The sequence below is a fragment of the Streptomyces canus genome, from assembly GCF_041435015.1.
Classification (GTDB): Bacteria; Actinomycetota; Actinomycetes; order Streptomycetales; family Streptomycetaceae; genus Streptomyces; species Streptomyces canus_G.
In genome coordinates this window covers 1,274,137-1,297,488 of the sequence record NZ_CP107989.1, presented here as the reverse complement: position 1 = coordinate 1,297,488, position 23,352 = coordinate 1,274,137, and the positions used below count along the sequence as shown (strand labels likewise).

The window sequence follows — 23,352 nt, the reverse complement described above, 5'->3', positions numbered from 1 at the left end:
CTAACCGGAGGTGATCGTCGCCAGCCGCCGATAGGAGTCCAGCAGGGCCTCGCGGTCGTATGTGCTGGTCGTGACCAGGACCTCCTGCGCCGCCGTCTCCTTCAGTACCGTCTCCAGCTCATGGGCGACCTGTTCCTCGGTGCCGGCGATGTGCCCGGCGAGACCGCCCTCGTAGAAGCCGCGTTCCTTCTCCGTCATCACGAGACCTTCGACGCGCTCCGCGGCCGGGAGCGGCGGGAAGGTGCCGTGGGTGCGGGAGTACGCCATCGCCCAGGCCTCCGGGATCAGCAGGCGCCGTGCCTCCTCCGGGGTGGCGGCCACCGCGACCGTTCCGGAGATGACGACGTACGGCTCGCGCGCCCAGACAGAGGGCCGGAAACGCGCGCGATAGTGATCGATGCCGCGCCGCATCCGATCGCGGTTCCGGAGGTCGCCGATCACCATCGGCAGGCCCGCGCGGGCCGCGATCGCGGCTCCCTCGCCCATGGCCAGCACGAAAGGCGGCACGGTCAGGCCTTCGGCCGGCCGGGCGTGTACGCCCGTCGGCGAGGTGCCGCGGAACCAGCCCAGCAGTTCCTCCAGCTGTACGGCGAAGTCGTCGGCGTCGTCCTTGCCGCGGCCCAGCGCCTTGCGCACACCGTCGGTGAACCCGACCGAGCGACCCAGGCCCATGTCGATCCGGCCGGGGAAGAGGGACTCCAGCACCCCGAACTGCTCGGCGACGACCAGGGGTTGGTGGTTGGGCAGCATCACACCGCCGGTGCCGACCCGGATCCTGTCGGTGGCGGAGGCGACGGCGGCCGCCAGCACCGTCGGTGCGGAGCCCGCGACTCCCGGCACGCCGTGGTGCTCCGAGACCCAGAAGCGGTGGTAGCCGAGCCCCTCCAGCTCCCGCGCCAGCCGGACGGTGTCCCGCAGCGCCTGCGCGTTCGTGCCGCCCTCGCGGGTGCGGGAGCGGTCCAGGACGGAGAAGCGGGTGGCGGCGATCACGGAACTCACACAGGGTTCAACGCGTGACCGGGTGCGCTATTCCCGCCGGAAAACCGGATGACCGCGATCGCCGCAGGTCAGCACAATGGACCGCGTGACCGTCCAGAACATCCTGCTCTCCGGCGTCGTCGGCTCGACCGCGTACGGACTCGCCCGCGAGGGCTCCGACGTGGACCGGCTCGGCATGTTCGCCGCACCCACCGAGACCCTGCTCGGCCTGCACACGCCGAAGGAGTCCCATGTCACCACGGCACCGGACCGCACCCTGCACGAGGCGGCGAAGTGGTGCCGGCTCGCCCTCGGCGGCAATCCGACCGTCATGGAGCTGGTCTGGCTGCCGGACGAGCTGTACGAGGTGCGCACCCCGCTGGGTGACGAACTCATCGGCATCCGCGGGTCGTTCCTGAGCGCCCAGCGGGTCCGGGACGCCTATCTCGGGTACGCCACCCAGCAGTTCAGGAAACTGGAGAGCCGCGCCGGCGACCACCGCACCGCCAAGCACGCCCGGCATCTGAAGCGGCTCTGCCACCAGGGTCTGGAGCTGTACACCACCGGACGGCTCGCGGTGCGGGTCGTGGACCCCGAGGAGTACCACCGCTTCGGGGACGCCGTCGCCGCCGATCCCGCGTCGGCCCGGTCCCTGCTCGCCCACTACGAGACCGCGTTCGCCGAGACGCGCAGCGTGCTGCCGGACCGGCCCGACGAGCGACCGGCCGAGGCGTGGCTGCGCCGCGTCCGCGCGGCGTTCTACGACACGGCGGCGTGAGCGTGGGCTTCAGCCCTCGGGGCGCAGCAGGCCACGCTCGTACGCCTTGACCAGGTTCTGCGGGACGAGATGCGCGACGCCCTCGAGCGTGACCGGCACCAGCTGGGTGGTGGTGGCCTTCCACTGCGAGCGGCGGTGGCGGGTGTTGCTGCGGGACATCTTCCGCTTGGGGACAGCCATGGCGGGAACCTCCTCGGTGGCCTCGGTGGGTGAGCACCGAGGACGCTACATGAAAATGGATCCCATTAATAATCAGCGGCGGCGACGGGACCGTACTCGAGCCTCCCGCGGCGGCTCGATGAACTGGAGCTCCAGCGTCAGCGGCGGCTCGGCGACCCCCGGACCGCCCGCCGCCGCCCACTGCACGACCTCCTCGGTGCCCACGTCGTCCATGACGAACCCGATCCACGCGGCCCGTCCACCCGCCCGGCGCCCGGCCGCCGAGGGGCGCACGACGACGACGTTCGCCTGGTCGCACGGGCCCAGGCAGTCGGTCGTACGGACCTGGAAGCCGTGCTCGGCCGCACCCGCCCGCAGCAGCTCCAACTGCCAGGCGTGGTCGGTGCCGATGGGGGTCCCCCCGGTCGAGCGAAGCCGAGACTGGGGGAGCTTGCGGGCGTCGCCGCAGCAGCAGCCCCGGCAGACGACGACAGTGCAGGAGGCGGAGCCGATCAGGGAGGTGCGGGGCGTCGAGGGCATGGGAGAAGCATGATCCATACGGCTCGCGCCCCGTGCCACCGGGTCGGTGGGATCAGAACCTCGCTCCTATGGCGGCCCCGCTCCGCGGCACCAGGAACGACGGCGCCGACGGCAGTGCACCGTCGGCCCCGCGTGCGCCCGTGAGCGGCGCCGGGTCCGTGCTCAGGACCGAGGACGCGTTCCACGTGCCGCCCAGATCCCAGGAGTTGCCGCTGGAGACGGTGGCCGAACCGAGCGCGGCTGCCTTGGTGTCGGCGACGGACAGGTTCGCGGTCAGCTTGGCCTTGCCGCCCGAGACGTCGGCGTCGAAGCCGGTTCCGCCGTTGGCCCACGTGGAGTTGCGGGTCAGGGCGAGGGCGCCGGTGTTGCCGTTGTCCGTCACGCCGTGCGCCGCGTTCTTGAAGGCGATCGAGTTGCGCAGGGTGTGCGCCACCGCCGGTGCCGGGCTGCCGCCCCCGAGCTTGAAGCCGTTGCCGTCGCCCGCGAAGTCGGGGAAGTTCCAGCGGTTGAATCCGTTGCCGTACGCGATCGTGTTCTCGACGATGACCGGCGAGGTGAACTTCCAGTCGTCGAAGCCGTCGTCGACGTTGTTCCACAGCCGGGCGCCCCGCACCACGTTGCCGGTGCCCGAACCCTCCTTGATGGCCAGCCCGTCCGCGCTCTCGCCGTTCTTGCGCGGGTCGCGGTTGGCGTAACTGTCCAGGTTCAGGATCTGGTTGTTGCCGGAGGTGCCCTGGAGCTGGAAGCCGGACTCGTAGTTGTCATGGGTCTTCAGACGGGCGAAGACATTGCCGTTGCACCCGTCGCAGTAGACGCCGTAGGGGCCGTTCACGATCTCCAGATCCGAGATCCGCCAGTACGAGGCCTCCTGGTGGATCGCCCCGCGCTCGGCCCGCGGGATGCTGCCGCCGACCGGGGTGTGGCTCGCGGCCAGCTGCTCGCCGTCGATCACGACCCGCTCGCCCTGATAGGCGCCGAGCGAGATGGGCTGGGACGCGGTGCCGGAGGTGGCGATGGTGATGTTGTCGGTGAGCGCGTAGGTCCCGGCCCGTACGGCGATGGTGTCGCCGGGCTTCGCCAGGTCCACGGCCCGTTGGACGGTGCGCAAGGGCCGGTCCAGGGTGCCGGGGCCGGTGTCGTTCCCGTTCGTCGCCACCACCAGCGTCGTCGGCGCCGCGGCTGCCTCGGTCGCCGGTAATGCCGTCATCAGTACGGCGCCCACCGCTGCCGCCGTCCAGATCGCCTTGTTCACGTGCATGGGGTCTCCCGCCTCGGCCTGACTGCTGTATCGCCAGGCAGTGGTCGCCCGGGGCGGGAAGGTTGCCGGGTCTAGGGTGGTGAGGTGACCGACACCAGCAAGCGCCCGCTCGCCGTGTTCGACCTGGACAACACCCTGGCCGACACGGCCCACCGGCAGCGGTTCCTGGAGCGCAGTCCGCGCGACTGGGACGCCTTCTTCGCGGCCGCGCCCGAGGACCCGCCGATCCCTGAGGGCGTCGCGCTGGTGCAGGAGCACGCCGAGGAGTGCGAGATCCTCTACCTCACCGGGCGGCCCGAGCGCTGCCGGCGCGACACGCTCGCCTGGCTCGGCGCACAGGGGCTCCCCGAGGGGCGTGTGTACATGCGGCGCAACGACGACCGGCGGCCGGCCCGGCGCACCAAGCTGGAGAGCCTGAAGCAACTGGCCCGCACCCGCGAGATCCGGGTCCTGGTGGACGACGACGAGTGGGTCTGCGAGGACGCCGAACGGGCCGGATTCACCGTCGTACGGGCACGCTGGACCGCCCCTTCCACGGCGCTGGAGGTGGCGCAGGAGCGGGAGGGGCGGACCTGAGAGCCGTCAGTCGGACTCGTCCAGGCGGAAGCCGACCTTCAGCCCCACCTGCCAGTGCTCGATCTGCCCGTCCTCGATCTGGCCCCGCACTTGGGTCACCTCGAACCAGTCGAGGTTGCGGAGGGTCTGCGAGGCACGGGCGATGCCGTTGCGGACCGCCTGGTCGACGCCGTCCGGCGAGGTGCCGACGATCTCGGTCACCCGGTAGGTGTGGTTCGTCATGGTTCCACGGTGCCTCAGGCGGCGGCGGAGCGCGAGCCGTCCGACCCTATCGTTGGCCCATGGACGGTATGCCTCGTGACACCTCTGCCCCCACCGAAGTGAATCCCCTGCGCCGGCTCACCCTGGAGCAGCTCCGACGGCGTACGAGCATGAAGTGGCGGACCTACCCGCAGGACGTACTGCCGCTGTGGGTCGCCGAGATGGACGTCCCCCTGGCCGAGCCGGTCGCGCGGGCCGTCCGGGACGCCGTGGCGCTGGGAGACACCGGGTATCCGGCCGGGACGGCGTACGCCGAGGCGCTGGCCGACTTCGCGCACACCCGGTGGAGCTGGGACGGGCTCGCTGTGGAGCGTACGTCGATCGTCCCGGACGTGATGCTGGGCATCGTCGAGATGCTCAAGCTGGTCTCCGGACCGGGCGACCCGGTGGTCGTCAACTCGCCCGTGTACCCGCCCTTCTACCAGTTCGTCGGAAACATGGGCAGGCAGGTCGTCGAGGCCGAGCTCGGTGCGGACGGCCGGATCGACTTCGAGGTCCTGGAGGGGGTCTTCGCGCGGGTGCGGAAGGGCGCGGCCCGGCCCGCCTATCTGCTGTGCAGCCCGCACAACCCGACCGGCGCCGTCCACTCCGCCGAAGAGCTGGCGGACGTGGCGGCGCTGGCGCGGACGTACGGCGTGCGGGTCGTGGCCGACGAGATCCACGCCCCGCTCATGGCGGCGGGTGCGGCGTTCGTGCCCTACCTGAGTGTGCCCGGCGCGGGGAGCGGGCTGTCACTGATGTCGGCCTCCAAGGCGTGGAACCTGGCCGGGCTCAAAGCCGCTGTGGCCGTCGCCGGGCCCGACGCGGCCGACGACCTCGCGGGCCTTCCCGAAGAGGTCGGGCACGGTCCCAGCCATGTCGGCGTCATCGCCCACACCGCCGCGCTGCGGGACGGCGGCGCCTGGCTCGACGCCCTGCTCACCGGCCTCGACGACAACCGCCGGCTGCTGGCCGGGCTCCTCGCCGAGGCGCTGCCCGCCATCCGCTACGAACCGGCCCGGGCCACCTACCTCGCCTGGCTGGACTGTCGCGCGTTGGATCTGCGCGGTGATCCGGCGGACGTCTTCCTGGAGCGTGGCCGGGTCGCCCTGAACTCCGGCGTCCCGTTCGGCACCGGGGGCGCCGGCTTCGTACGGCTGAACCTGGCGACGTCTCCCGAGCTGATCACCGAGGCGGTCCGGCGGATGGCCGCGGCCCTCGACTGACCGCGGGGACCGGCGCGAACCGGCCCCCGCGAGTCCGCGCTACCGCACGACGCTCAGCGACAGCGCGAACCGGCCCTCGCTGTCCGTCCACCAGTGCGCCAAGTCCAAACCGACAGAGGCCAGCTCGGCACGGACGCCCTCCTTGCGGAACTTCGCCGAGATCTCGGTGTGCAGCTCCTCGTCCGCCGCGAAGTCGACGGCCAGGTCGAGCGCCGGGACCTTCACGGTCTGTTCCGCACGGGAGCGCAGCCGCATCTCGATCCACTCGTTCTCGGCGTCCCAGAGGGCCACGTGGTCGAAGGCGCCGGGATCGAAGTCGGCGCCCAGCTCGCGGTTGACGACGGTCAGGACGTTCTTGTTGAACTGGGCCGTCACCCCGGCCGCGTCGTCGTACGCCCTGACCAGCACGTTCTCGTCCTTGACCAGGTCGGTGCCGAGCAGCAGCGCGTCACCCGGCGAGAGGAGGGCGTGGACGGAGGCGAGGAACGCGGCGCGCTCGACCGGCAGCAGGTTGCCGATCGTGCCGCCGAGGAAGGCCACCAGACGCGGGCCCGGCGTCCCCGGCAGGCTCAGACCGCCCGTGAAGTCGGCGATCAGCGCGTGCACGCTCAGCTCCGGCCGCTGGGCGATGAGCGCGTGCCCGGCCTGGGTGAGGGCACTCTCGCTGACGTCGACCGGCACGTACGTGTGCAGCCCGGTCAGCGCGTCGAGCAGGTACCGGGTCTTCTCCGACGAACCGGAGCCCAGCTCGACCAGGGTGCGGGCGCCGGTCGCCGCGGCGATCTCGCCCGAGAGCGCGACGAGGATCTCCCGTTCGGCGCGGGTCGGGTAGTACTCGGGCAACTCGGTGATCTGCTCGAACAGTTCGCTGCCGTGGGCGTCGTAGAACCACTTCGGCGGCAGGGTCTTCGGCGTGTGCGTCAGGCCCTTGAGGACGTCGGCGCGCAAGGCGGCCTCGGTGGCGTCCTCGGGCAGGGTGCGGGTCAGAAGGAACGGACTCACGTGCTGGGCTCCTCGAGTGGTTCCGCGGACGGTTCCTTGAGCGGCGTGAGCAGGACGTCGGTGCGGCTCGCCGCGAGCAGTGTGCGGTCGGGGACCTCCTGCCAGTGCGGATCGTCGTCGTAGGGCTCGGAGGCCACGACGGTGCCGGTGCCGGGGCGCTGGAGGTACCAGAGGGTGTCGCCCCAGGCGGTCGCGGCGATGGACTCCCCGTTGGTCAGCAGGAGGTTGAGCCGGGAGCCCGGGGCCGCCTCGGCGACCTCCAGGACCGTGTCGGCCAGGGCCTGGCCCTCCTCGTCGCCGCGGCGCAGCCGGTTCAGAACCAGCGCCCACACGAACGCCGAGTCGTTGCGGGCCTCCATCGACAGCAGATCCACCGGGGGCAGCGCGGCGGTCAGGGGCGCCAGGGCACCCGGCCACCCCTTGACCGCGCCGTTGTGGCTGAACAGCCAGGGCCCCGAGGCGTACGGCGCCGCCGCGGCCTCGGCGTCGGCTCCCGCCAGGGTCGCGTCCCGTACGGCGGCCAGGATCGCCGTGCTGTTCACGACCCGTGCCAGGTCCGCGAAGGACAGGTCCGCCCAGATGGGTCCGGCCCGTCGGTACCGCGCCGGGACCGGGTCGCCCTCGGCGTACCAACCGACCCCGAAACCATCGGCGTTGACGGTGCCGTACCGCTGCCGCCTGGGCTCCCAGGACTGGCGGTAGAGGCTGTGCGGGGGCGCCACGAGAAGGCTGCCGAGCGGCTCCCCGGATCCCAGATACGCCAGATGACGGCACATCAGACGGCTCCCGAACGGGCCGTGCGGAAGCCGGAGAAGATCTGCCGCCTGATCGGATAGTCCCAGTTGCGGAACGTGCCCCGGCAGGCCACCGCGTCCACGGCGAACGAACCACCGCGCAGCACCTTGTGGTCGGGGCCGAAGAACACCTCCGAGTACTCCTTGTAGGGGAACGCCTGGAACCCGGGGTAGGGCTCGAAGTCGCTCGCCGTCCACTCCCATACGTCACCGATCAACTGCCTCACGCCGAGCGGTGATTCGCCCTGCGGGTAGCTACCGGCGGGGGCGGGTCGCAGGTGCCGTTGGCCCAGGTTGGCGTGCTCGGGCGCGGGGTCGGCGTCGCCCCACGGGTAGCGCGTCGAGCGGCCGCCGGCCGGGTCGTGGCGGGCCGCCTTCTCCCACTCGGCCTCGGTGGGCAGCCGCCGTCCGGCCCAGCGGGCGTAGGCGTCGGCCTCGTACCAGCTCACGTGGACCACCGGCTCGTCGGGCGGCACGACCTCGGTGACGCCGAAGCGCCTGCGCAGCCACTGCTTGCCGTCGCGGCTCCAGAACAGCGGGGCCTGGATGGAGTGCCTGCGGATGTGTGCCCACCCGGCCGGGGCCCACCAGCGCTCGGTGTCGTAGCCGCCGTCGTCGATGAAGGCCTGGTACTCGGCGTTCGTCACCGGAGTGGTGTCGATGTAGAAGGGATCCACCTCACGCCGGTGCGCCGGGCGTTCGTTGTCCAGTGCCCACGGCTCCTCGGAGGTGCCCATGGTGAACGGGCCGCCGGGGACGAGGACTTCGGCCGGACCGGTGAACAGCGGGGCCGGTTCCGGGTCGGGGGCGGTCAGGGCCTGGGGGCCCTTGCGGAGCTGATGGGTGATCAGCATCGTCTCGTCATGCTGCTGTTCGTGCTGCGCGATCATCCCGAAGGCGAACCCGGCCTCGGTCAGCCGGGTCCCGTGGAGCGCTGCGCCCTCCAGGACGTCCAGCACCCGCCCGCGTACGTCCGCCGCGTAGCGCCGGGACTCCGCGGGCGACAGCAGGGGCAGCGTGGGCCGTTCGGAGCGCGGGTGCTCGAAGGCGTCGTAGATGCCGTCGATCTCTGGCCGTATCGCCTCGTGCCCGGCGACGGTCCGCAGCAGCCACTGCTCCTCCTGGTTGCCGATGTGGGCGAGGTCCCACACGAGCGGCGACATGAGCGGCGAGTGCTGGGCGGTCAGGTCGGGGTCCTCCACACAGCTGGTGAGGAGGGTCGTGCGGTCCCGGGCGGTGACCAGGGTGGTCACGGCCCGCTCGCGGACGGTCTCGGGGTCGACGGAGGCGTCGACGGACGGGTTGGTCATGTGCGGATTTCCTTCCCGAGCGAACCGTGCGTCCGGTCCAGCAGATCGTCGGCGGGGCACCGGCCCCGGATGACATAGCGGTGCAGATACGTTTCGACGGCGTCCGTGACCTCGGGTGTGGCGCCCAGCCGTGGCAGCGCCTCCAGGGCCGCCCCGAAGCACGCGATCGCCGCCTCGTGCAGTTCGGGGTCGGCCAGGCCGTGGCGGGCCGCGTCGATCCACAGCGGATTGTGCGGCGCGGGCAGCGAGCGGGTGCGCTCGGCCAGCGGCTTCACCACCCGGTAGGCGGTCTCGGTGGCCTCGGGGTCGTCGAAGAGCGCCGTCGTCACCGCGAGCGGCACGACCCAGCCGTCCTCGCCCGGCTGGGCGTCGATCATGCGCAGTTCGAGGTGGCCGCGCGGTCTGACCGGCGGGAACAGGGTCGAGACGTGGTAGTCGAGATCCTCCCGGGTCGGCTGCCGGGGCGCCCCCGACCTGGCCCACTCCCGGAAGGTGAGCCCCTCCGGGACGTCCCACGGGCCGCTGTCCCGTCGTATGCACATCACCGGCGCGTCCAGGACGTGCCGGGCCCAGGCGGTGCGGGGGTCGGTGTCCAGGGAGGGGCCGCCCGCCCGGTCCTTGCCGATCTCCGTCCACAGCAGCTGGCGGGTCGAGAGCCAGCCGGTGGGCTCGGAACCGGCGAGCGGGGAGTTGGCGAAGGCCGCCACCAGGACCGGGCCCAGCTGGTGCGCCAGTGACCAGCGTCGTCCGAGGCCGAGGGGGCCGGGCTCCTCGTGTCCGGCGTCCACGCACACCTGCACGGAGGCCGAGGTGCACATCATCGCGCGGCCCGCCGGGCCGGTGCGGTCGAGGCAGGCCTCCAGGGCGTCGTAGCGCGGTTCGTGCAGATACCTGCGGGGCGGGTGCCAGGGGTCGTGGCCGAGGCCGACGAGACCGAGGCCGTGCTCGGCGAGAGCCGCCCGGACGGCGGCGAGGTCGGCGGAGACGGTACCGATGCACTCCATCAGCGAGTCGGCGGGCTGAGAACTCAGCTCCAGCTGACCGCCCGGTTCGACGGTGAGCGCCGACTTCAGGGGCACGGTCCGCAGTGCGGCGTAGGCCGCCGCGAGTCGTTCGGGTGTGACGGGGAGCCGAGGGCTGCTCAGCTCGTGCACGAGCCATTCCACTTCCACCCCGATGCGCCGGGGCGGGCCGGTCTTGAAGCAGATGCCGCGAACCAGAGCCTCGAGCTCTGCTTCGGGCAGGGATGTACGGGGCTTCGTACAGTCGCCCGGCGTACAGCCGCTGGGTGTGTCGGACATGTCGGGATCCTCCTGAGATTCCACCATGCCACCAGTCCGGGGATCAGGTGGGTCGGACCGGCAACGCTCGTCCCACCCAAGACCCTCATCTCGTTCCGCACAAGGGGGCACATCCTTGCATTAGGGGCTGTGGATCTCTGTTTTCCCGGGGTTTTCGAGGCGTTTTCCGGCTCTGCCGGGCGCCGGAAACTCTGTTGCACCGCAGCCGCGCCATCGCCCACGATTCCTCCATGGGGACGACGGGGGAGACCGCGCGGCGTGCGGTCATGGCGCTCACGGGGGTGGCGCCATGAGCGCGCGTCTGCGCGGGATCGCGCAGGAGACGGAACGGATCGTCACGGCGGGCCACTATCGAGCCCCGGACGGGCGCGAGGTCTCCGTGGCCGCCGGGATCGAGGCGGCACGGGCGGGGACGCGGATGTACGGACCGGGATCCGTGGAGGTACCGCCCTTCGCCGCTGTGGACACGTTCTTCGAGGTCACGGGCGAGAGCAGCCTGGAGGCGGCCTGCCGGCTCGGCGGGCGCACCGCCGTGCTGAACTTCGCCTCGGCGCGCAATCCGGGCGGCGGTTATCTGAACGGCGCCCAGGCACAGGAAGAGGCCCTGTGCCGGGCGTCCGCGCTGTACACCTGCCAACTGGAGGCCCGCGAGTTCTACGACCACCACCGGGCCCACCGCGACCCGTTCTACACCGACCGGGTCATCCACTCACCGGCCGTGCCGGTGTTCCGGGACGATCGCGGCCGTCTGCTGGACGCGGCACACCTCGTGGGCTTCCTGACGGCGGCCGCCCCGAACGCCGGGGTGATCCGGCGAACGGCACCCGAGCGGGCCGCAGAGCTGCCGCGAGCCCTCGCGGCGAGGGCCGGTCAGGTGCTGTCGGTCGCCGTCGCGGAGGGCTACCGGCGGCTGGTGCTGGGCGCCTGGGGGTGTGGGGTCTTCCAGAACGACCCCGCACAGGTGGCGGGGGCGTTCCGGGCGTTGCTCGAGCCCGGCGGACGGTTCGCCGGGGCCTTCGAGCACGTGGTGTTCGGTGTGCTGGACCGGACGCCGGACGCGGCGGTGCGGGCGGCGTTCGTACGGGCGTTTCCGGAGCGTCAGCTCCAGCCGTAGCGCTCGTGCAGCCGCTGCCTGACCAGGTTGAACCGCCCCCGGTCCAGCGCGCACGCCTCCCGGCGCATGCCCTCCTCGTGGAGGCGCAGGATGCGGTCGACGTCCACCCAGGAGTCCCGCCCGGTCCGGTCCCAGGGCCCGCTGCCGATCGGCACCCACTCCCGGTCCCCGTCGTGCCGCTTGCTCGACAGCTGTACGGCGAGCAAGGTGCCGGCCGCCTCCCGGGCGACCACGAGCACGGGACGGTCCTTGCCGCGGCCGTCGTTCTCCTCGAAGGGCACCCAGGTCCACACGATCTCGCCGGGGTCGGGGTCGCCGTCGTGCGCGGGGGAGTACTCGGTGCGCACCCTGCCGACCTCGCGGGGATCGGCCTCGGTGGTGGCGGTGGCGCCGAAGCGGCCGGGGACGTTCTCATCGGTAAACGCAGTCACGTGGGGAACCTTAAGGCGTCCGGCGAACCGGACGAGGGGTACGGTCGGTTGGATGAACGCAACGTCGGCCGCCACGGCGAGCGCGGTCACCTTCGTGTGGCTGGGGATGGTGCTGGCGATCTCCTTCCTGGAGGCGCCGCTGAAGTTCCGCGCCCCGGGCGTGAGTGTCCGCATCGGCCTGGGAATCGGGCGACTTGTCTTCCGGGCCCTGAACGTCGTGGAGTGCGTCCTGGCCACCGCGCTCGTGGTGGCCGTCGCCGCCGGTGACCCACCGGGCCGGACCGTCGGATGGACCGTGGCCGCATTGGTGCTGCTGGTCGGCCAACTGGCCGTGATCCGCCCCCGTTTGAACCGCCGCTCCGACCGCGTCCTGGCAGGCGAGGACCTGCCCCGCTCGCGCGGCCACCTCTTCTACGTCGCCTTCGAGGCCGCCAAGGTCGTCGCCCTGCTCGGCCTCGGTGTCACGCTGCTCCCCCTGTGAACGCGGCCCGTCCGGGACCCTCGTACCCGAGAGCCCCGGACGGATGTCGGGTGCCGCTGCCCCTTTACTCCTGGACCGGCACTTTCTGGGAGGGCGGCGACGCCACCCCGTTGAGCGAAGTGCCGTTGACCGGCTGCCCGTTCTGGTTCATCGACGCCAGCAGCTGACGGGCCAGACCCAGCCCGGTGCCGCCCATGGTGAGCGCCTTGGCGAACATGTCCGCCATGCCGTCGGCGCCGTTGAGAATCACCATGTTGTCGGCGTTGCCGAACGCGGACGCGCCGGCCCGGACGATCTCCGGCCAGTTCTCGGCGAGTTGCTGGGCGACGACCGCCTCCTGGTTCTCGGCGAGGGCGGCGGCGCGGGCCTTGATGGCCTCTGCCTCCGCGAGACCCTTCGCCCTGGCCGCCTCGGCCTCCGCGAGACCCTTGGCCTGAGCCGACGCGGCCTCGGCCTCACCGGTGGCCCGGGTGGACGCGGCCATGGCCGTACCGCGGGCCTTGGTCGCCTCGGCCTCGGCCATCGCGGCCGTCTTGACCCGGGTGGCCTCGGCCGCCGCGGCGAGCTCGGTCTCCTTCGCCTTGGCCTCGGCCCCGGAGATCCGCGCGTCACGCTCGGCCTCGGCGAGGGTGCGCTTCTCGTAGGCCTTGGCGTCCGCCGGCTTGCGGACGTCCGCCTGGAGCTGCTGCTCGCGCCGGTGCGCCTCCAGTTCGGCGATCCGGGTCTCCTGGACGACGACCTCCTGCCGGGCCGCGGCGTCGGCGAGCGGACCGGCCTGGCGCGCTTTGGCGCCCGCCTTGTCCCGCTCGGCCTGGTAACCGGCCTGGAGGATCTCGCTGTCCCGGGTGGCCTGCGCCATCCGGGCGTACGCCTGCTGCTCGGCCTCGGTGGCCAGCCGGTTCGCCTCCGCCTGCGCGATCCGCGCGTCCCGCTGGACGGCTGCCGCATGCGGCATCGCCAGGTTCTGCATGTACCCGGTCGGGTCCTCGATCTCGTGGATCTGCAGGGAGTCGACGATGAGCCCCAGTTTCTCCATCTCCGTGCCGCAGGCGGCCCGGGTCTGCCCGGTGAGCTTCTCCCGGTCGCGGATCATGTCCTCGACGGTCAACCCGCCGACGATGGACCGCAGATGACCGGCGAACACGTTGTGCACCCGCTCGGACATCAGCTTCTGCTGGTCGAGGAAGCGACGCCCCGCGTTGGCGATCGACACGAAGTCGTCGCCCACCTTGAAGATGACCACGCCCCGCACCTTGAGCGGAATGCCCTGGTGGGTCACGCAGTCCACATGCAGTTCGGTCTCGTTCAGGTCGAGCGAGAGCTTGCGCACCGCCTGTACACCGGGCAGCACCAGCGTGCCGCGTCCGGTGACGATGCGGAATCCCATCCCCGCTTCGAGCCCCTCCGTCTTGTGGTTGGAGCCCGAGATGATCAGTGCCTCGTTGGGTTCCGCGACACGCCACATCAGCTTGAACAGACCGATCAGAACGGCGATGGCAGCTACGGCCACCCCCGCAACGACGCCGACAACCATCGGCATACGCCCCCTTTGCCTGGTGCCCTTTCGGCACCGAACGAAGGGAGTGTGCGCCTGTTCGAGGTCACGGTGAAGACGCTGACGCATCCTTGTCGAAACCTTGATACACACACCTCTCACCTGCGCGTGAGCAGGCTCAACTGTCGTACGCAGCCTGGACGTAGACCGTCCTCGGCGGCAGGTACTCCACCACCATCACCACCGTCCCCCGCTCGATCCGATCCGTGCCGGAGGCGGGGTAGGCGAGGAAGTGCTCGGCGCCGCCCCGGACCCGGACGATCACCTCGCCGACGAGCCCCGGCCCGATCGTCCCCGTGACCCGCCCCATGAGCCCGACCATCGACGCATCGTCCATGGTCACAGGGTACGGGCCAGGGGTGCTCACGCGGCCGGTGAATCCGCGCTGACGTGGGGCTCCGGCCAGACCTCGGGCCAGCGCAGCTCCGCCTCCAACTGCGCCGCGAGCGACAGCAGGAGTGGCTCGCTGTTCGCGGGGCCGAGCAACTGCGCTCCGACGGGCAGCCCGCCGTCGACGAACCCGGCGGGCACATTGACTCCGGGCCACCCCAGCACGTTCCAGGGCCAGGCGTAGGGGCAGGCCGCGATCATCGCGCGGTCCGTGGCCAGCCCGCCCAGCTCCAGCAGCGCCCCGATGCGCGGCGGGGGAGCGGCCGTCGTGGGGGCGAGGACGACGTCGTACGACGTGAAGAACCCGCCGATCCGGCGGTGCAGGACCGCCTCCGCGCGCCGCGCCACCCGCAGCGGGGCCCCGCCGAGCAGTCCGCCGAGCCGGGCCGCGTCCCGGGTGCGGCGATCGAGGAGCGCGGGGAAGGGCGCCTCGCGGACCCGTTCGGCGATACCGGCCGTGGCGCGCGGGATGAAGGTGAGCCCGATCTGCCCGTACGGCGGATCCGCCTCCTCGACCGTGTGCCCCAAGTCGCTCAGTTTCTCGGCGAGTTCGACGACCCGCGCCCGCACCTCCGGCCGGAGCCGGGCGGGCAGCGCGGTGAACGGCGGCTTCAGGGCGAGCGCGATGCGCAGCCGGCCGGGGTCGCGGCCGATCGCCGCCGAGGCATCGATGGCGGGCGGGCGGTGGGGGTCCAGGGCGTGGTTGCCGGCGGCCGCGTCGAGGAGGAGGGCCGCGTCGGCGACCGTGCGGGCGAGCGTGCCGTTGACGGTGATGCCCTGGAAGGACTCGCCGCGCGGCCAGGTCGAGATACGGCCGCGCTGGGGTTTGATGCCGACCAAGTGGGTCCAGGCGGCGGGGATCCGTACCGAACCGGCCCCGTCCGAGCCGAGCGCGGCGGGCACCAGACCCGCGGCGACGGCCGCGGCGGACCCGCCGGACGAGCCGCCCGGCGTGTGCTCCGGGCTCCACGGATTGCGGGTCGCGCCGAAGGCGGGCCCCTCGGTGAACGGCCACTGCCCGAACTCGCAGGTGTTGGTCTTGCCGACGATCACGGCCCCGGCCGCGCGCAGCCGCCGTACCGCCTCCCCGTCCCGGGCGACGGCCGGGAACTCCCCCCGGCAGCCGAACGCCGTGGGTTCACCGGCGACGTCCATGTCGTCCTTGACGGCGACGGGCACCCCGAGCAGCGGCTTCCGCACCCCGGCGGCCAGTTGGGCGTCCGCGGCCTCGGCCTCGGCGAGAGCGGCCTTCGTCCGTACGATCCGGAAGGCGTTGAGGGAGGACTGGGACGTCTCGATCCGCGCAAGGGCCTGTTCGACGAGGGCCCGAGAGGTGATCGTGCCGTCGGCCAGTGCGCGCGCGGTCTCCACCAGGCCTGCGGAACGGTCGTGCGTCATACGGGGGCACCTCCGGGACTCCGGGACGACGTTGCCTACCGAACGGTAACGTCGGAAAGCGCTTCGCCGGAACGCACCTCGCGGGAGTGGCGGCCGGACGGGTGCCACAGCTTTCGCACAGGGCTCACCAGGTCGTGCGCGAAGCATTGACGCGTTCCGGCCACAGCCCTACCTTCTGATCGACTTCCCGAACTTCGTTCGGCATGTCGGACGTGCAGGTCGACCGTCAGAGTCGCGTCTTGTTCTTGTTCGAGGGAGAGCCGCCCGTGAGCACACGCCCCCCCACGCCGTCCCGCCGCACACTGCTGCGCACGATGGCGGCCCTGCCGGCCTCGGCCGTCCTGCTGGGCGAACTGCCCGGTCTCGCCGGCACGGCGCTGGCCGCCGCCCCGCCCAACGGCTCGGCCACCCGCTACACGATCGTGCCGTTCCTCAACAGCAACGACGGGACCGTGAACGTCTACCAGTCCGACGACGCCACGGACTTCCGGCTGCTCAAGTCCTCCGCCTACACACCGCCCGGCAACAGGATCCGCGACGCGAGCGTCTTCAAGCACACCGACGGCTACTACTACCTGACCTACACGACCCACACCTGGCAGGACGTCAGCACCACCATCGGTTTCGCGCGGAGCTCCGACCGGGCCAACTGGACTTTCCTGTACGACTACACGGTCCCGATCACCAACCTGTCCCGTGCGTGGGCGCCCGAGTGGTTCGTCGACAGCGACGGCAGCGTGAACGTCATCGTGTCCTGCTCGGTGACCAGCGACGAGTGGATCTTCACGCCGTACCGGCTGAAGGCGACGAACTCGGCGCTGACGGCATGGAGTTCACCGGTGGCCCTGTCCGGGATCGGCTCGAACCACATCGACACGTACATCGTGAGGACCGGCTCGACCTACCACGCCTTCACGAAGAACGAGACGACGAAGTACATCGAGTACGCGACGGCCTCCTCGCTCACCGGCCCCTACACGATCACCCGGGCCGGCGACTGGGCGGGCTGGGGCAGCTATCGCGAGGGCCCGTCCGTGATCCAGCTCGACAACGGCGCCTGGCGGATCTTCTTCGACGGCTACGGCGACGGCACCTACTACTACAGCGACAGCTACGACACGTTCACGACGTGGTCCGCCCCGACCGCACTGCCGGTGGTCTCCGGCACCGCCCGGCACTTCACGGTCATCAAGGAGACGGTGTCCGGCGGGCCTTCGCTCGCGAAGAACGTCACGCGGTCCTTCCAGTCGGCCAACTACTCGACGCGCTACTGGCAGGAGCAGTCCTCACTCCTCAACCTTCCGGTGGTGACCGGCTCCAGCACGGCCGCCGAGAAGTCGGCGTCCACCTTCACGGTCGTCGCCGGCCTCGCCGACTCGAACGGCTACTCCTTCCGCGACTCCTCCGGCAAGTACCTGCGCCACTGGGACTTCCGGGCCCGCTTCGACACCAACGACGGCACGTCGACCTTCGCCAAGGACGCGACGTTCATCGCCCGCACGGGCTCGTCCTCGGGCGGGATCCGCTGGGAGTCGTACAACTATCCCGGGTACTACCTGCGCCACTACAACTACCAACTCCGGGTGGAACGGACGGCCGGGACGGATCTGTTCCGGCAGGACAGTTCGTTCGTGCCGGTGGGGGCCTGGGGCTGAGCTGGACTCAGGACCGTCGCGGGTCTTGTCACCAGTGTGGGCGGCGTGCCAGTGTCCGGGCAATGGTTACGTAACCATTACCGGTTTGAACGGGTTTGAGGGGCTGCGTTCCGGCCCCTCATTCATCACTGCCTCGGCTCAGGTGACGAACCCGCACCCCGCCTTCCCCGCTTTCCGTCACTGGAGACGACATGACCAAGACCCCGACGAGACCGAGAAGACTGGCCGGTGTGCTCCTGGCCGGCTTCGGTGCGACCCTCATGTTCCTGACCGCCCCCGCCTTCGCCCAGTCGGCCGCCGAGACGTCGGCCGCCTCGCACGCGCCGGTGAAGCCCGCCCCGAAGGGCGGTACGAGTGACTTCCGCGGGGTGAACTGGGCAGATCCGCGGGACAACTACGCCAGTGACGCCGTGGTGCCCAGCGGGCTGTCGGTGACCGACGACTACCGCACGGTGTACCGCACCACGGGTCGCATGGTGCGCGGCTTCAAGAAGAACCTGGGCGCCAACACGCTGCGACTGCCGATCAACCCGGCGAGCGTGGGCACCACCTGGTGGAAGTCGTACCGGGCGGCGATCGACGCGGCCACGGCCGGCGGTGACAAGGTCATCGTCAGCTACTGGGAGGCCGACAGCAGCAAGGACGGCCTGGTCGACGACACGGCCGCCTGGAAGACGATGTGGAACACCGTCGTGCGGGAGTACAAGCACAATCCGCGGGTCTACTTCGAGCCCATGAACGAGCCGCACGGCTACACCCTGGACCAGTGGGTGTCCGTCACCAGTGGCTGGCTCGCCCAGCACAAGGACGTCCCGCGCGGCCGTGTCGTGATCAGCGGTACCGGCTACAACGACAACGTCACCGGCGTCGGCGCGGCACCCGCACTGCGGGGAACGCTGCTGTCGCTGCACTTCTACGGCTTCTGGGCCAGCTACACCCAGCAGGCGGACTGGGTCGCCGACCTCGAGGCCCGGATCGGCAAGTACGCCGGGCGGACCATCATCGACGAGGCCGGCTCCCCGATGACCATCGGTCTGAACTACGGCGCCTGGAACGGCAACGTCTACACCTCGTACCTCGCGGCCGTGGCCAACACCGCCCGCAGCAAGGGGATGGGACTGGTGTACTGGCCGGGGCTGAGGTTCGGCGACGCCTACTCGATCGAGTCGCTGGACTCCGAGGGCAACCTCGTGGACAACAGCGCCACCGGAGTCGCCCTGCTGCGCTGGGGCTACGGCTTCGGCAAGACCCCGCCCGTCAACGACCTGCCGCCCGCGCCTCCCGGCGACGTCCTGCGCGGGGTGGGCTCGGGCCGCTGCGTCGACGTGCCCGGCTTCAGCACGGCCAACGGGACCCAGCTCGACCTCTGGGACTGCAACGCCGGCGGCAACCAGACCTGGAACTGGGACGCGAACAAGCAGCTCACCGTCTACGGCGACAAGTGCATGACGGTGGGAGGCACCGGAGCCACGGCGGGCGACCCCGTGATCATCTCCGACTGCACCGGCGCGGCGGCACAACAGTGGAACGTGAACGCCGACCTCTCCGTGACCAGCGTGGCGAACCCCGCGCTCTGCCTGGACGCGGCCGGAGCGGGCACCGGCAACGGCACGGCGGTCGATGTCTGGTACTGCAACGGAAGCAGCAACCAGCAGTGGGCCAGAAGCTGATGCCGGCACCTGTCCGCCGCGACCACTGATCGGACCCGTACGGGCCGGCGCCGCCGTGCTTCACCTTCCGGTGAGGGCGGCGGCGCTCCCGTACGCGCGGGGACCACCAGCCGGGGCGGGGGACGCCCCGGGGCGGAGGACATCGTCGGCAAGGGGACCGCGAGGTGCCGGCCGCGATCATCTTCGTGGCCACCTCAGGCTGCACCTACGCCCGAGCCGCCGCCGCGGCAGGCATGCACGAACCGGCCGTCGGTGCTCGGTCACCGGGGTCGCATGACGACAGCACTGCGGCGGCGCGGTGCTGGGCCGGAAGACCCACCGGCTGCGCACGGGAACCGTTTGGCCATCCGCCATGACGTCCCGGCCCAGGGGCCTGGGACCTGCCGCTCGGTCGCCACGCGGGCCGGGTGAGGACAGAACCGCGGCCCCCGTGCGCGTCCCCGCGGGCCAGGAGGGGGAGAATGAGGCCCGTACCCAAAGGTCGACCCTTGCGGAGGAGCCGGGAAATGCAGAACGCGCGAGCGGGGCAGGTCGCCGGGCCCGAGGACCTCATCGATGTGGCCCGTCTGGTCACGGCGTACTACACGCTGCACCCCGACCCGGCCGAACCGGGACAGCGGGTGGCCTTCGGCACCTCGGGACACCGCGGTTCGTCCCTCGCGGTGGCGTTCAACGAGGACCACATCGCGGCCACCAGCCAGGCCATCTGCGAGTACCGCGCCGCCCAGGGCACCGACGGCCCCCTCTTCCTCGGCGCCGACACCCACGCCCTGTCGGAGCCCGCCCGGGCCACGGCGCTGGAGGTGTTCGCGGCCAACGACGTGACCGTCCTCATCGACCAGGCCGACGGCTACACGCCCACCCCGGCCGTCTCGCACGCCATCCTCACCCACAACCGGCACCGGACCTCGGCGCTCGCCGACGGAGTCGTCGTCACCCCCTCGCACAATCCGCCCGCCGACGGCGGCTTCAAGTACAACCCGCCGAACGGCGGCCCCGCCGGCTCCGAGGCGACCTCCTGGATCCAGGACCGCGCCAACGAGATCATCACCGGCGGCCTGAAGGACGTACGGCGCATCCCCTACGCCCGTGCCCTCGCCGCACCCGGCACCGGCCGCCACGACTTCCTCGGGGCCTATGTCGCCGCTCTGCCGAACGTGCTGGACCTGGAGGCGATCCGGTCCGCCGGAGTGCGCATCGGCGCCGATCCGCTGGGCGGCGCCTCGGTCGCCTACTGGGGCCGGATCGCCGAACAGCACCGGATCGACCTGACCGTGGTGAACCCGCTCACCGATCCCACGTGGCGCTTCATGACGCTCGACTGGGACGGCAAGATCCGCATGGACTGCTCGTCGCCGTACGCCATGGCCTCGCTCATCGAGCAGCGCGACCGGTTCGACATCGCCACCGGCAACGACGCCGACTCCGACCGGCACGGCATCGTCACCCCGGACGCGGGCCTGATGAACCCCAACCACTACCTGGCCGTGGCGATCTCGTACCTGTTCTCGCACCGGGACCAGTGGCCCGCGGGGGCCGGGATCGGCAAGACCCTGGTGTCGTCGAGCATGATCGACCGGGTAGCGGCGGACCTCGGCCGGACGCTGGTCGAAGTACCCGTCGGCTTCAAGTGGTTCGTGGACGGCCTGTCCGACGGCACGATCGGCTTCGGCGGCGAGGAGTCGGCCGGCGCGTCCTTCCTGCGCCGCGACGGCTCGGTGTGGACCACCGACAAGGACGGCATCATCCTGGCCCTGCTCGCCTCCGAGATCACGGCGGTCACCGGCAAGAGCCCCTCGCAGCACTACGCCGAGCTCACCCGGCGCTTCGGTGCCCCCGCCTACGCGCGCGTCGACGCCCCGGCCTCCCGCGAGGAGAAGGCCCTGCTCGCCAAGCTGTCCCCGCGCCAGGTCACCGCCGACACCCTCGCCGGAGAGCCGGTCACCCAGGTCCTCACCGAGGCGCCCGGCAACGGCGCCGCCCTCGGCGGAATCAAGGTGGCCACCGCCAACGCCTGGTTCGCGGCCCGCCCTTCGGGCACCGAGGACGTCTACAAGATCTACGGGGAGTCGTTCCTCGGCCCGGACCATCTGCGCCGGGTCCAGGAGGAGGCCAGGTCCGTGGTGCTGGCGGCGCTGGGCGCCTGACCCCCGTGGACGTTCACGGCGTGGCGTCGAACGACGAGGCCGGCGAGATCCGCCGTTTCTGGGGCGGGCTCGGTCTGCCGGGTCTGATCGACGTCCACACCCACTTCATGCCCGAGCGGGTCCTGCACAAGGTCTGGGAGTACTTCGACACCAACGGGCCGCTGATCGGCGGACTGGGATGGCCGATCACCTACCGGAAGGAGGAGGCGGAGAGAACGGCCCTGCTGCGGGAGTTCGGGGTCAGGGCCTTCACCGCGATGCTCTACCCCCACAAGCCCGGCATGGCCAGGTGGCTGAACGGATGGGCGGCCGACTTCGCCCACCGCACCCCCGACTGTCTGCACACCGCCACCCTCCACCCCGAGCCGGACGTCGAGACCTACGTCCGCGAGGCCGTCGAAGCAGGGGCGCGGGTGTTCAAGGCGCACGTCCAGGTGGGCGCGTACGACCCGGCCGACGAACGCCTCCAGCCGGCCTGGGGGCTGCTGGCGGAGGCAGGCACCCCCGTGGTGATCCACTGCGGCTCCGGGCCCGCACCCGGCAAGCACACCGGTCCCGAGCCGATCGCGCGAGTGCTGGCACGGCACCCCAGGCTGCGGCTGATCGTCGCGCACATGGGCATGCCCGAGTACGAGGAGTTCCTCGACCTCGCCGAGCGGTACGACCAGGTGCGGCTGGACACGACGATGGCGTTCACCGACTTCACCGAGGGGTTCATGCCGTTCCCGCGCCGGGCCCTGCCCCGGCTCGCCGCACTCGGCGACCGCATCCTGCTCGGCTCCGACTTCCCCAGCATCCCCTACAACTACCTGCACCAGCTGCACGCCCTGGAACGGCTGGACCTCGGACCGGAGTGGCTGCGGGCCGTATGCCACGACAACGCGAGAAGTCTGTTCGGCGTATGACACGAGGCCTCGGTGCAAGGGTGGGGGAAGGGCCGCCCCGACCTCCCCAGGTGTGACGGCCCTTCCCCCGGCAAGCATCGTCTCTGCTACCCGGAAGATCGGGACTCATTCCCGGCTGTCCGTGCCCCGCCCTCACCGGGTCGCGTGAAGATGCCGTCGAGGGGTGACGGGGACGCGTCAGGCAGTCACGTTGAACAACGCCAGGGGTGTGGGAGCGCTCCCGTGTCGTACGGAAAGGCCTGGGGCCCCGGCACCGCATCCCGCTCCGACCGTCCCCACCTCCGAAGGATGGCCACATGCAGCCCCCTCCGCCCCGTCCCTTGTCCCGCAGAACGCTGGTGACCGCCACCGCTGCAGGTCTGGTCGCCGCCGTCGCCGCCCCCTCGCGGGCGTCCAGCGCCGCCCCGACCCGGTTCCACACGGTGGGCCGGGTCAAAGCGGCCGCCGACGGGTTCGTGCGGTACAGCTGGCCCGGCATCCACTTCGAGGGCCGTTTCCGCGGTACCGGCGTCGGCGTCGTCCTCGACGACTCCGTCAACGACTACGACGTCCAGATAGACGGCAGGACCACGGCCACCCTCGTGACCCCGGGCCGAACCACCGCCTGGGTCAAGGGACTCACCGACACCGAGCACCGCGTGCGGCTCGTCAAGCGGACGGAAAGCGCTTGGGCCGAGGGCCGGTTCGGCGGCTTCGTCGCCGCTCCGGGCGGTGCGATCCTCGCCAGGCCGTCCGCCCGGCGCAGGCAGATCGAGTTCATCGGCGACTCCTACACCGCGGGCTACGGCAACCTCTCCGGCACGCGGGACTGTTCGAACAACGGGGGAGTCGACCGGAACACCAACTCCGACCTCTCCTTCGGCGCCCTCACCGCCCGACGCCTCGGCGCCGACTACCAGATCAACGCCTTCTCCGGCCGTGGCATGGTCCGCAACTACAACGGCACCAGCCCCGGCACCGACTACCGCACCTACTACGACCGTGCCCTGCTGAGCGTGGAGGGCGACGTCTGGCAGAAGCCGGCCGACTGGAGGCCGCGGGCCGTCGTGATCGGACTGGGTCTCAACGACTTCTCGACACCCCTCAACCCGGGCGAGCGTTGGAGCACCGAGGCCGAACTGGTCGCCGCCTACGAGTCCGCCTACCACGGCTTCCTCGACACACTGCGTGCCCGCTACGGCCCCAGGACGTTCCTCGTCGTCAGCGCCACCAACCTGGGCTCCAGCCCCTTCGCCGAGACCGCCGAGCGCATCGTCCGGACCCGCACGGCGCAGGGCGACGAATGGGTCGACTACTGGTACTACGACGACCCCGCCCTGGACCGCCTGGGCTGCGACTGGCATCCCTCCGCGCGGGACCACCGGATCATCTCCGGGCTGCTCGACGACCACCTCGCGGCGCTTCCGCTGCGCTGGTAGCCGCCGGGCGTCAGCACACCCTCATG

At 71.3% G+C, this 23,352-nt stretch carries 23 protein-coding genes and 1 pseudogene; 11 read left to right on the top strand and 13 right to left on the bottom strand.

The window, feature by feature from the left end:
- Nucleotides 1–999, bottom strand: a complete 999-nt coding sequence (locus OG841_RS06100) for an LLM class flavin-dependent oxidoreductase (RefSeq protein ID WP_365118673.1) — start codon at nt 997–999, stop codon at nt 1–3.
- Between the two features lie 85 nt (nt 1,000–1,084).
- Here OG841_RS06100 and OG841_RS06095 point away from each other — a divergent pair, with 85 nt between their 5' ends.
- Entirely contained in the window at nt 1,085–1,756 is a 672-nt protein-coding gene (locus OG841_RS06095; protein ID WP_328642405.1) for a nucleotidyltransferase domain-containing protein, read from the top strand.
- A gap of 9 nt (nt 1,757–1,765) precedes the next feature.
- Here OG841_RS06095 and rpmF read toward each other — a convergent pair whose 3' ends face one another.
- From rpmF to OG841_RS06080, 3 genes are all read right to left on the bottom strand, one after another.
- On the bottom strand, nt 1,766–1,936 hold the full coding sequence (gene rpmF, locus OG841_RS06090; RefSeq protein WP_328642406.1) for a 50S ribosomal protein L32: 171 nt from the start codon (nt 1,934–1,936) through the stop codon (nt 1,766–1,768).
- Nucleotides 1,937–2,008: 72 nt separating this feature from the next.
- Nucleotides 2,009–2,455, bottom strand: a complete 447-nt coding sequence (locus tag OG841_RS06085) for a (2Fe-2S) ferredoxin domain-containing protein (RefSeq protein ID WP_328642407.1) — start codon at nt 2,453–2,455, stop codon at nt 2,009–2,011.
- Nucleotides 2,456–2,507: 52 nt separating this feature from the next.
- On the bottom strand, nt 2,508–3,713 hold the full coding sequence (locus tag OG841_RS06080; RefSeq protein WP_328642408.1) for a right-handed parallel beta-helix repeat-containing protein: 1,206 nt from the start codon (nt 3,711–3,713) through the stop codon (nt 2,508–2,510).
- An 84-nt stretch (nt 3,714–3,797) separates the two neighbouring features.
- Between OG841_RS06080 and OG841_RS06075 the strand changes: the two genes are divergently transcribed.
- Entirely contained in the window at nt 3,798–4,289 is a 492-nt protein-coding gene (locus OG841_RS06075; protein WP_328642409.1) for a phosphatase domain-containing protein, read from the top strand.
- A gap of 6 nt (nt 4,290–4,295) precedes the next feature.
- On the opposite strand, the gene OG841_RS06070 is transcribed toward OG841_RS06075, so the two are convergent.
- Complete coding sequence (locus tag OG841_RS06070) at nt 4,296–4,511, bottom strand: dodecin (RefSeq protein ID WP_328642410.1); 216 nt, start codon at nt 4,509–4,511, stop codon at nt 4,296–4,298.
- Between the two features lie 68 nt (nt 4,512–4,579).
- Here OG841_RS06070 and OG841_RS06065 point away from each other — a divergent pair, with 68 nt between their 5' ends.
- Nucleotides 4,580–5,755, top strand: a complete 1,176-nt coding sequence (locus OG841_RS06065; RefSeq protein WP_371570584.1) for a MalY/PatB family protein — start codon at nt 4,580–4,582, stop codon at nt 5,753–5,755.
- A gap of 39 nt (nt 5,756–5,794) precedes the next feature.
- Here the strand turns inward: OG841_RS06065 and egtD are convergent, their stop codons facing one another.
- Genes egtD through egtA form a run of 4 tightly spaced genes read right to left on the bottom strand, consistent with a single transcriptional unit; the run spans nt 5,795 to nt 10,162 of the window.
- Nucleotides 5,795–6,757, bottom strand: a complete 963-nt coding sequence (gene egtD, locus OG841_RS06060) for an L-histidine N(alpha)-methyltransferase (protein WP_371563909.1) — start codon at nt 6,755–6,757, stop codon at nt 5,795–5,797.
- On the bottom strand, nt 6,754–7,533 hold the full coding sequence (gene egtC / locus OG841_RS06055) for an ergothioneine biosynthesis protein EgtC (protein ID WP_371563907.1): 780 nt from the start codon (nt 7,531–7,533) through the stop codon (nt 6,754–6,756). Before egtC ends, egtD begins: the two co-directional genes overlap by 4 nt.
- Nucleotides 7,533–8,861 carry an ergothioneine biosynthesis protein EgtB gene (gene egtB / locus OG841_RS06050; RefSeq protein ID WP_371563905.1) on the bottom strand — a complete coding sequence of 443 codons (1,329 nt, stop codon included), beginning with the start codon at nt 8,859–8,861 and terminating at the stop codon, nt 7,533–7,535. The genes egtC and egtB overlap by 1 nt, the downstream gene beginning before the upstream one ends.
- On the bottom strand, nt 8,858–10,162 hold the full coding sequence (gene egtA / locus OG841_RS06045; RefSeq protein WP_371563903.1) for an ergothioneine biosynthesis glutamate--cysteine ligase EgtA: 1,305 nt from the start codon (nt 10,160–10,162) through the stop codon (nt 8,858–8,860). Before egtA ends, egtB begins: the two co-directional genes overlap by 4 nt.
- A gap of 289 nt (nt 10,163–10,451) precedes the next feature.
- On the opposite strand from egtA, the gene OG841_RS06040 reads away from it, so the two are divergent.
- Complete coding sequence (locus OG841_RS06040) at nt 10,452–11,276, top strand: TIGR02452 family protein (protein WP_328642416.1); 825 nt, start codon at nt 10,452–10,454, stop codon at nt 11,274–11,276.
- Here the strand turns inward: OG841_RS06040 and OG841_RS06035 are convergent.
- A complete protein-coding gene (locus tag OG841_RS06035) occupies nt 11,261–11,707 on the bottom strand; it encodes a type II toxin-antitoxin system PemK/MazF family toxin (RefSeq protein ID WP_311720294.1) in 447 nt (148 codons plus the stop codon). The two genes, OG841_RS06040 and OG841_RS06035, sit on opposite strands and share 16 nt — an antisense overlap.
- Nucleotides 11,708–11,759: 52 nt before the next feature.
- On the opposite strand from OG841_RS06035, the gene OG841_RS06030 reads away from it, so the two are divergent.
- Complete coding sequence (locus OG841_RS06030) at nt 11,760–12,188, top strand: hypothetical protein (RefSeq protein ID WP_328642417.1); 429 nt, start codon at nt 11,760–11,762, stop codon at nt 12,186–12,188.
- A gap of 64 nt (nt 12,189–12,252) precedes the next feature.
- On the opposite strand, the gene OG841_RS06025 is transcribed toward OG841_RS06030, so the two are convergent.
- From OG841_RS06025 to OG841_RS06015, 3 genes are all read right to left on the bottom strand, one after another.
- On the bottom strand, nt 12,253–13,728 hold the full coding sequence (locus tag OG841_RS06025) for an SPFH domain-containing protein (RefSeq protein ID WP_328642418.1): 1,476 nt from the start codon (nt 13,726–13,728) through the stop codon (nt 12,253–12,255).
- A 133-nt stretch (nt 13,729–13,861) separates the two neighbouring features.
- Nucleotides 13,862–14,080 (bottom strand): hypothetical protein, encoded by a 219-nt coding sequence (locus OG841_RS06020; protein WP_030044637.1) that lies wholly within the window; start codon nt 14,078–14,080, stop codon nt 13,862–13,864.
- Nucleotides 14,081–14,106: 26 nt separating this feature from the next.
- Complete coding sequence (locus OG841_RS06015) at nt 14,107–15,531, bottom strand: amidase (RefSeq protein WP_365118667.1); 1,425 nt, start codon at nt 15,529–15,531, stop codon at nt 14,107–14,109.
- A 266-nt stretch (nt 15,532–15,797) separates the two neighbouring features.
- Here OG841_RS06015 and OG841_RS06010 point away from each other — a divergent pair, with 266 nt between their 5' ends.
- From OG841_RS06010 to OG841_RS05985, 6 genes and pseudogenes are all read left to right on the top strand, one after another.
- Complete coding sequence (locus OG841_RS06010) at nt 15,798–17,186, top strand: glycoside hydrolase family 43 protein (protein WP_328642420.1); 1,389 nt, start codon at nt 15,798–15,800, stop codon at nt 17,184–17,186.
- A 191-nt stretch (nt 17,187–17,377) separates the two neighbouring features.
- Nucleotides 17,378–18,856: a ricin-type beta-trefoil lectin domain protein gene (locus OG841_RS06005; protein ID WP_328642421.1), complete on the top strand. Its 1,479-nt coding sequence runs from the start codon at nt 17,378–17,380 to the stop codon at nt 18,854–18,856.
- Between the two features lie 110 nt (nt 18,857–18,966).
- Nucleotides 18,967–19,092, top strand: a pseudogene (locus OG841_RS06000) (IS5/IS1182 family transposase); the annotation flags it as partial.
- Between the two features lie 270 nt (nt 19,093–19,362).
- On the top strand, nt 19,363–21,003 hold the full coding sequence (pgm, locus tag OG841_RS05995; RefSeq protein WP_328642422.1) for a phosphoglucomutase (alpha-D-glucose-1,6-bisphosphate-dependent): 1,641 nt from the start codon (nt 19,363–19,365) through the stop codon (nt 21,001–21,003).
- A gap of 20 nt (nt 21,004–21,023) precedes the next feature.
- On the top strand, nt 21,024–21,908 hold the full coding sequence (locus OG841_RS05990) for an amidohydrolase family protein (protein ID WP_365118664.1): 885 nt from the start codon (nt 21,024–21,026) through the stop codon (nt 21,906–21,908).
- A 296-nt stretch (nt 21,909–22,204) separates the two neighbouring features.
- A complete protein-coding gene (locus OG841_RS05985) occupies nt 22,205–23,326 on the top strand; it encodes an SGNH/GDSL hydrolase family protein (protein ID WP_328642424.1) in 1,122 nt (373 codons plus the stop codon).
- Nucleotides 23,327–23,352: the final 26 nt, after the last annotated feature.

Bases quoted from the DNA above. Each gene is read 5' to 3' on its own strand.
- rpmF (WP_328642406.1), bottom strand. From the start codon at position 1,936: ATGGCTGTCCCCAAGCGGAAGATGTCCCGCAGCAACACCCGCCACCGC.
- OG841_RS06085 (WP_328642407.1), bottom strand. From the start codon at position 2,455: ATGCCCTCGACGCCCCGCACCTCCCTGATCGGCTCCGCCTCCTGCACT.
- OG841_RS06080 (WP_328642408.1), bottom strand. From the start codon at position 3,713: ATGCACGTGAACAAGGCGATCTGGACGGCGGCAGCGGTGGGCGCCGTA.
- OG841_RS06070 (WP_328642410.1), bottom strand. From the start codon at position 4,511: ATGACGAACCACACCTACCGGGTGACCGAGATCGTCGGCACCTCGCCG.
- OG841_RS06065 (WP_371570584.1), top strand. From the start codon at position 4,580: ATGCCTCGTGACACCTCTGCCCCCACCGAAGTGAATCCCCTGCGCCGG.
- egtC (WP_371563907.1), bottom strand. From the start codon at position 7,533: ATGTGCCGTCATCTGGCGTATCTGGGATCCGGGGAGCCGCTCGGCAGC.
- egtB (WP_371563905.1), bottom strand. From the start codon at position 8,861: ATGACCAACCCGTCCGTCGACGCCTCCGTCGACCCCGAGACCGTCCGC.
- egtA (WP_371563903.1), bottom strand. From the start codon at position 10,162: ATGTCCGACACACCCAGCGGCTGTACGCCGGGCGACTGTACGAAGCCC.
- OG841_RS06040 (WP_328642416.1), top strand. From the start codon at position 10,452: ATGAGCGCGCGTCTGCGCGGGATCGCGCAGGAGACGGAACGGATCGTC.
- OG841_RS06030 (WP_328642417.1), top strand. From the start codon at position 11,760: ATGAACGCAACGTCGGCCGCCACGGCGAGCGCGGTCACCTTCGTGTGG.
- OG841_RS06025 (WP_328642418.1), bottom strand. From the start codon at position 13,728: ATGCCGATGGTTGTCGGCGTCGTTGCGGGGGTGGCCGTAGCTGCCATC.
- OG841_RS06020 (WP_030044637.1), bottom strand. From the start codon at position 14,080: ATGGACGATGCGTCGATGGTCGGGCTCATGGGGCGGGTCACGGGGACG.
- OG841_RS06015 (WP_365118667.1), bottom strand. From the start codon at position 15,531: ATGACGCACGACCGTTCCGCAGGCCTGGTGGAGACCGCGCGCGCACTG.
- OG841_RS06005 (WP_328642421.1), top strand. From the start codon at position 17,378: ATGACCAAGACCCCGACGAGACCGAGAAGACTGGCCGGTGTGCTCCTG.
- pgm (WP_328642422.1), top strand. From the start codon at position 19,363: ATGCAGAACGCGCGAGCGGGGCAGGTCGCCGGGCCCGAGGACCTCATC.
- OG841_RS05985 (WP_328642424.1), top strand. From the start codon at position 22,205: ATGCAGCCCCCTCCGCCCCGTCCCTTGTCCCGCAGAACGCTGGTGACC.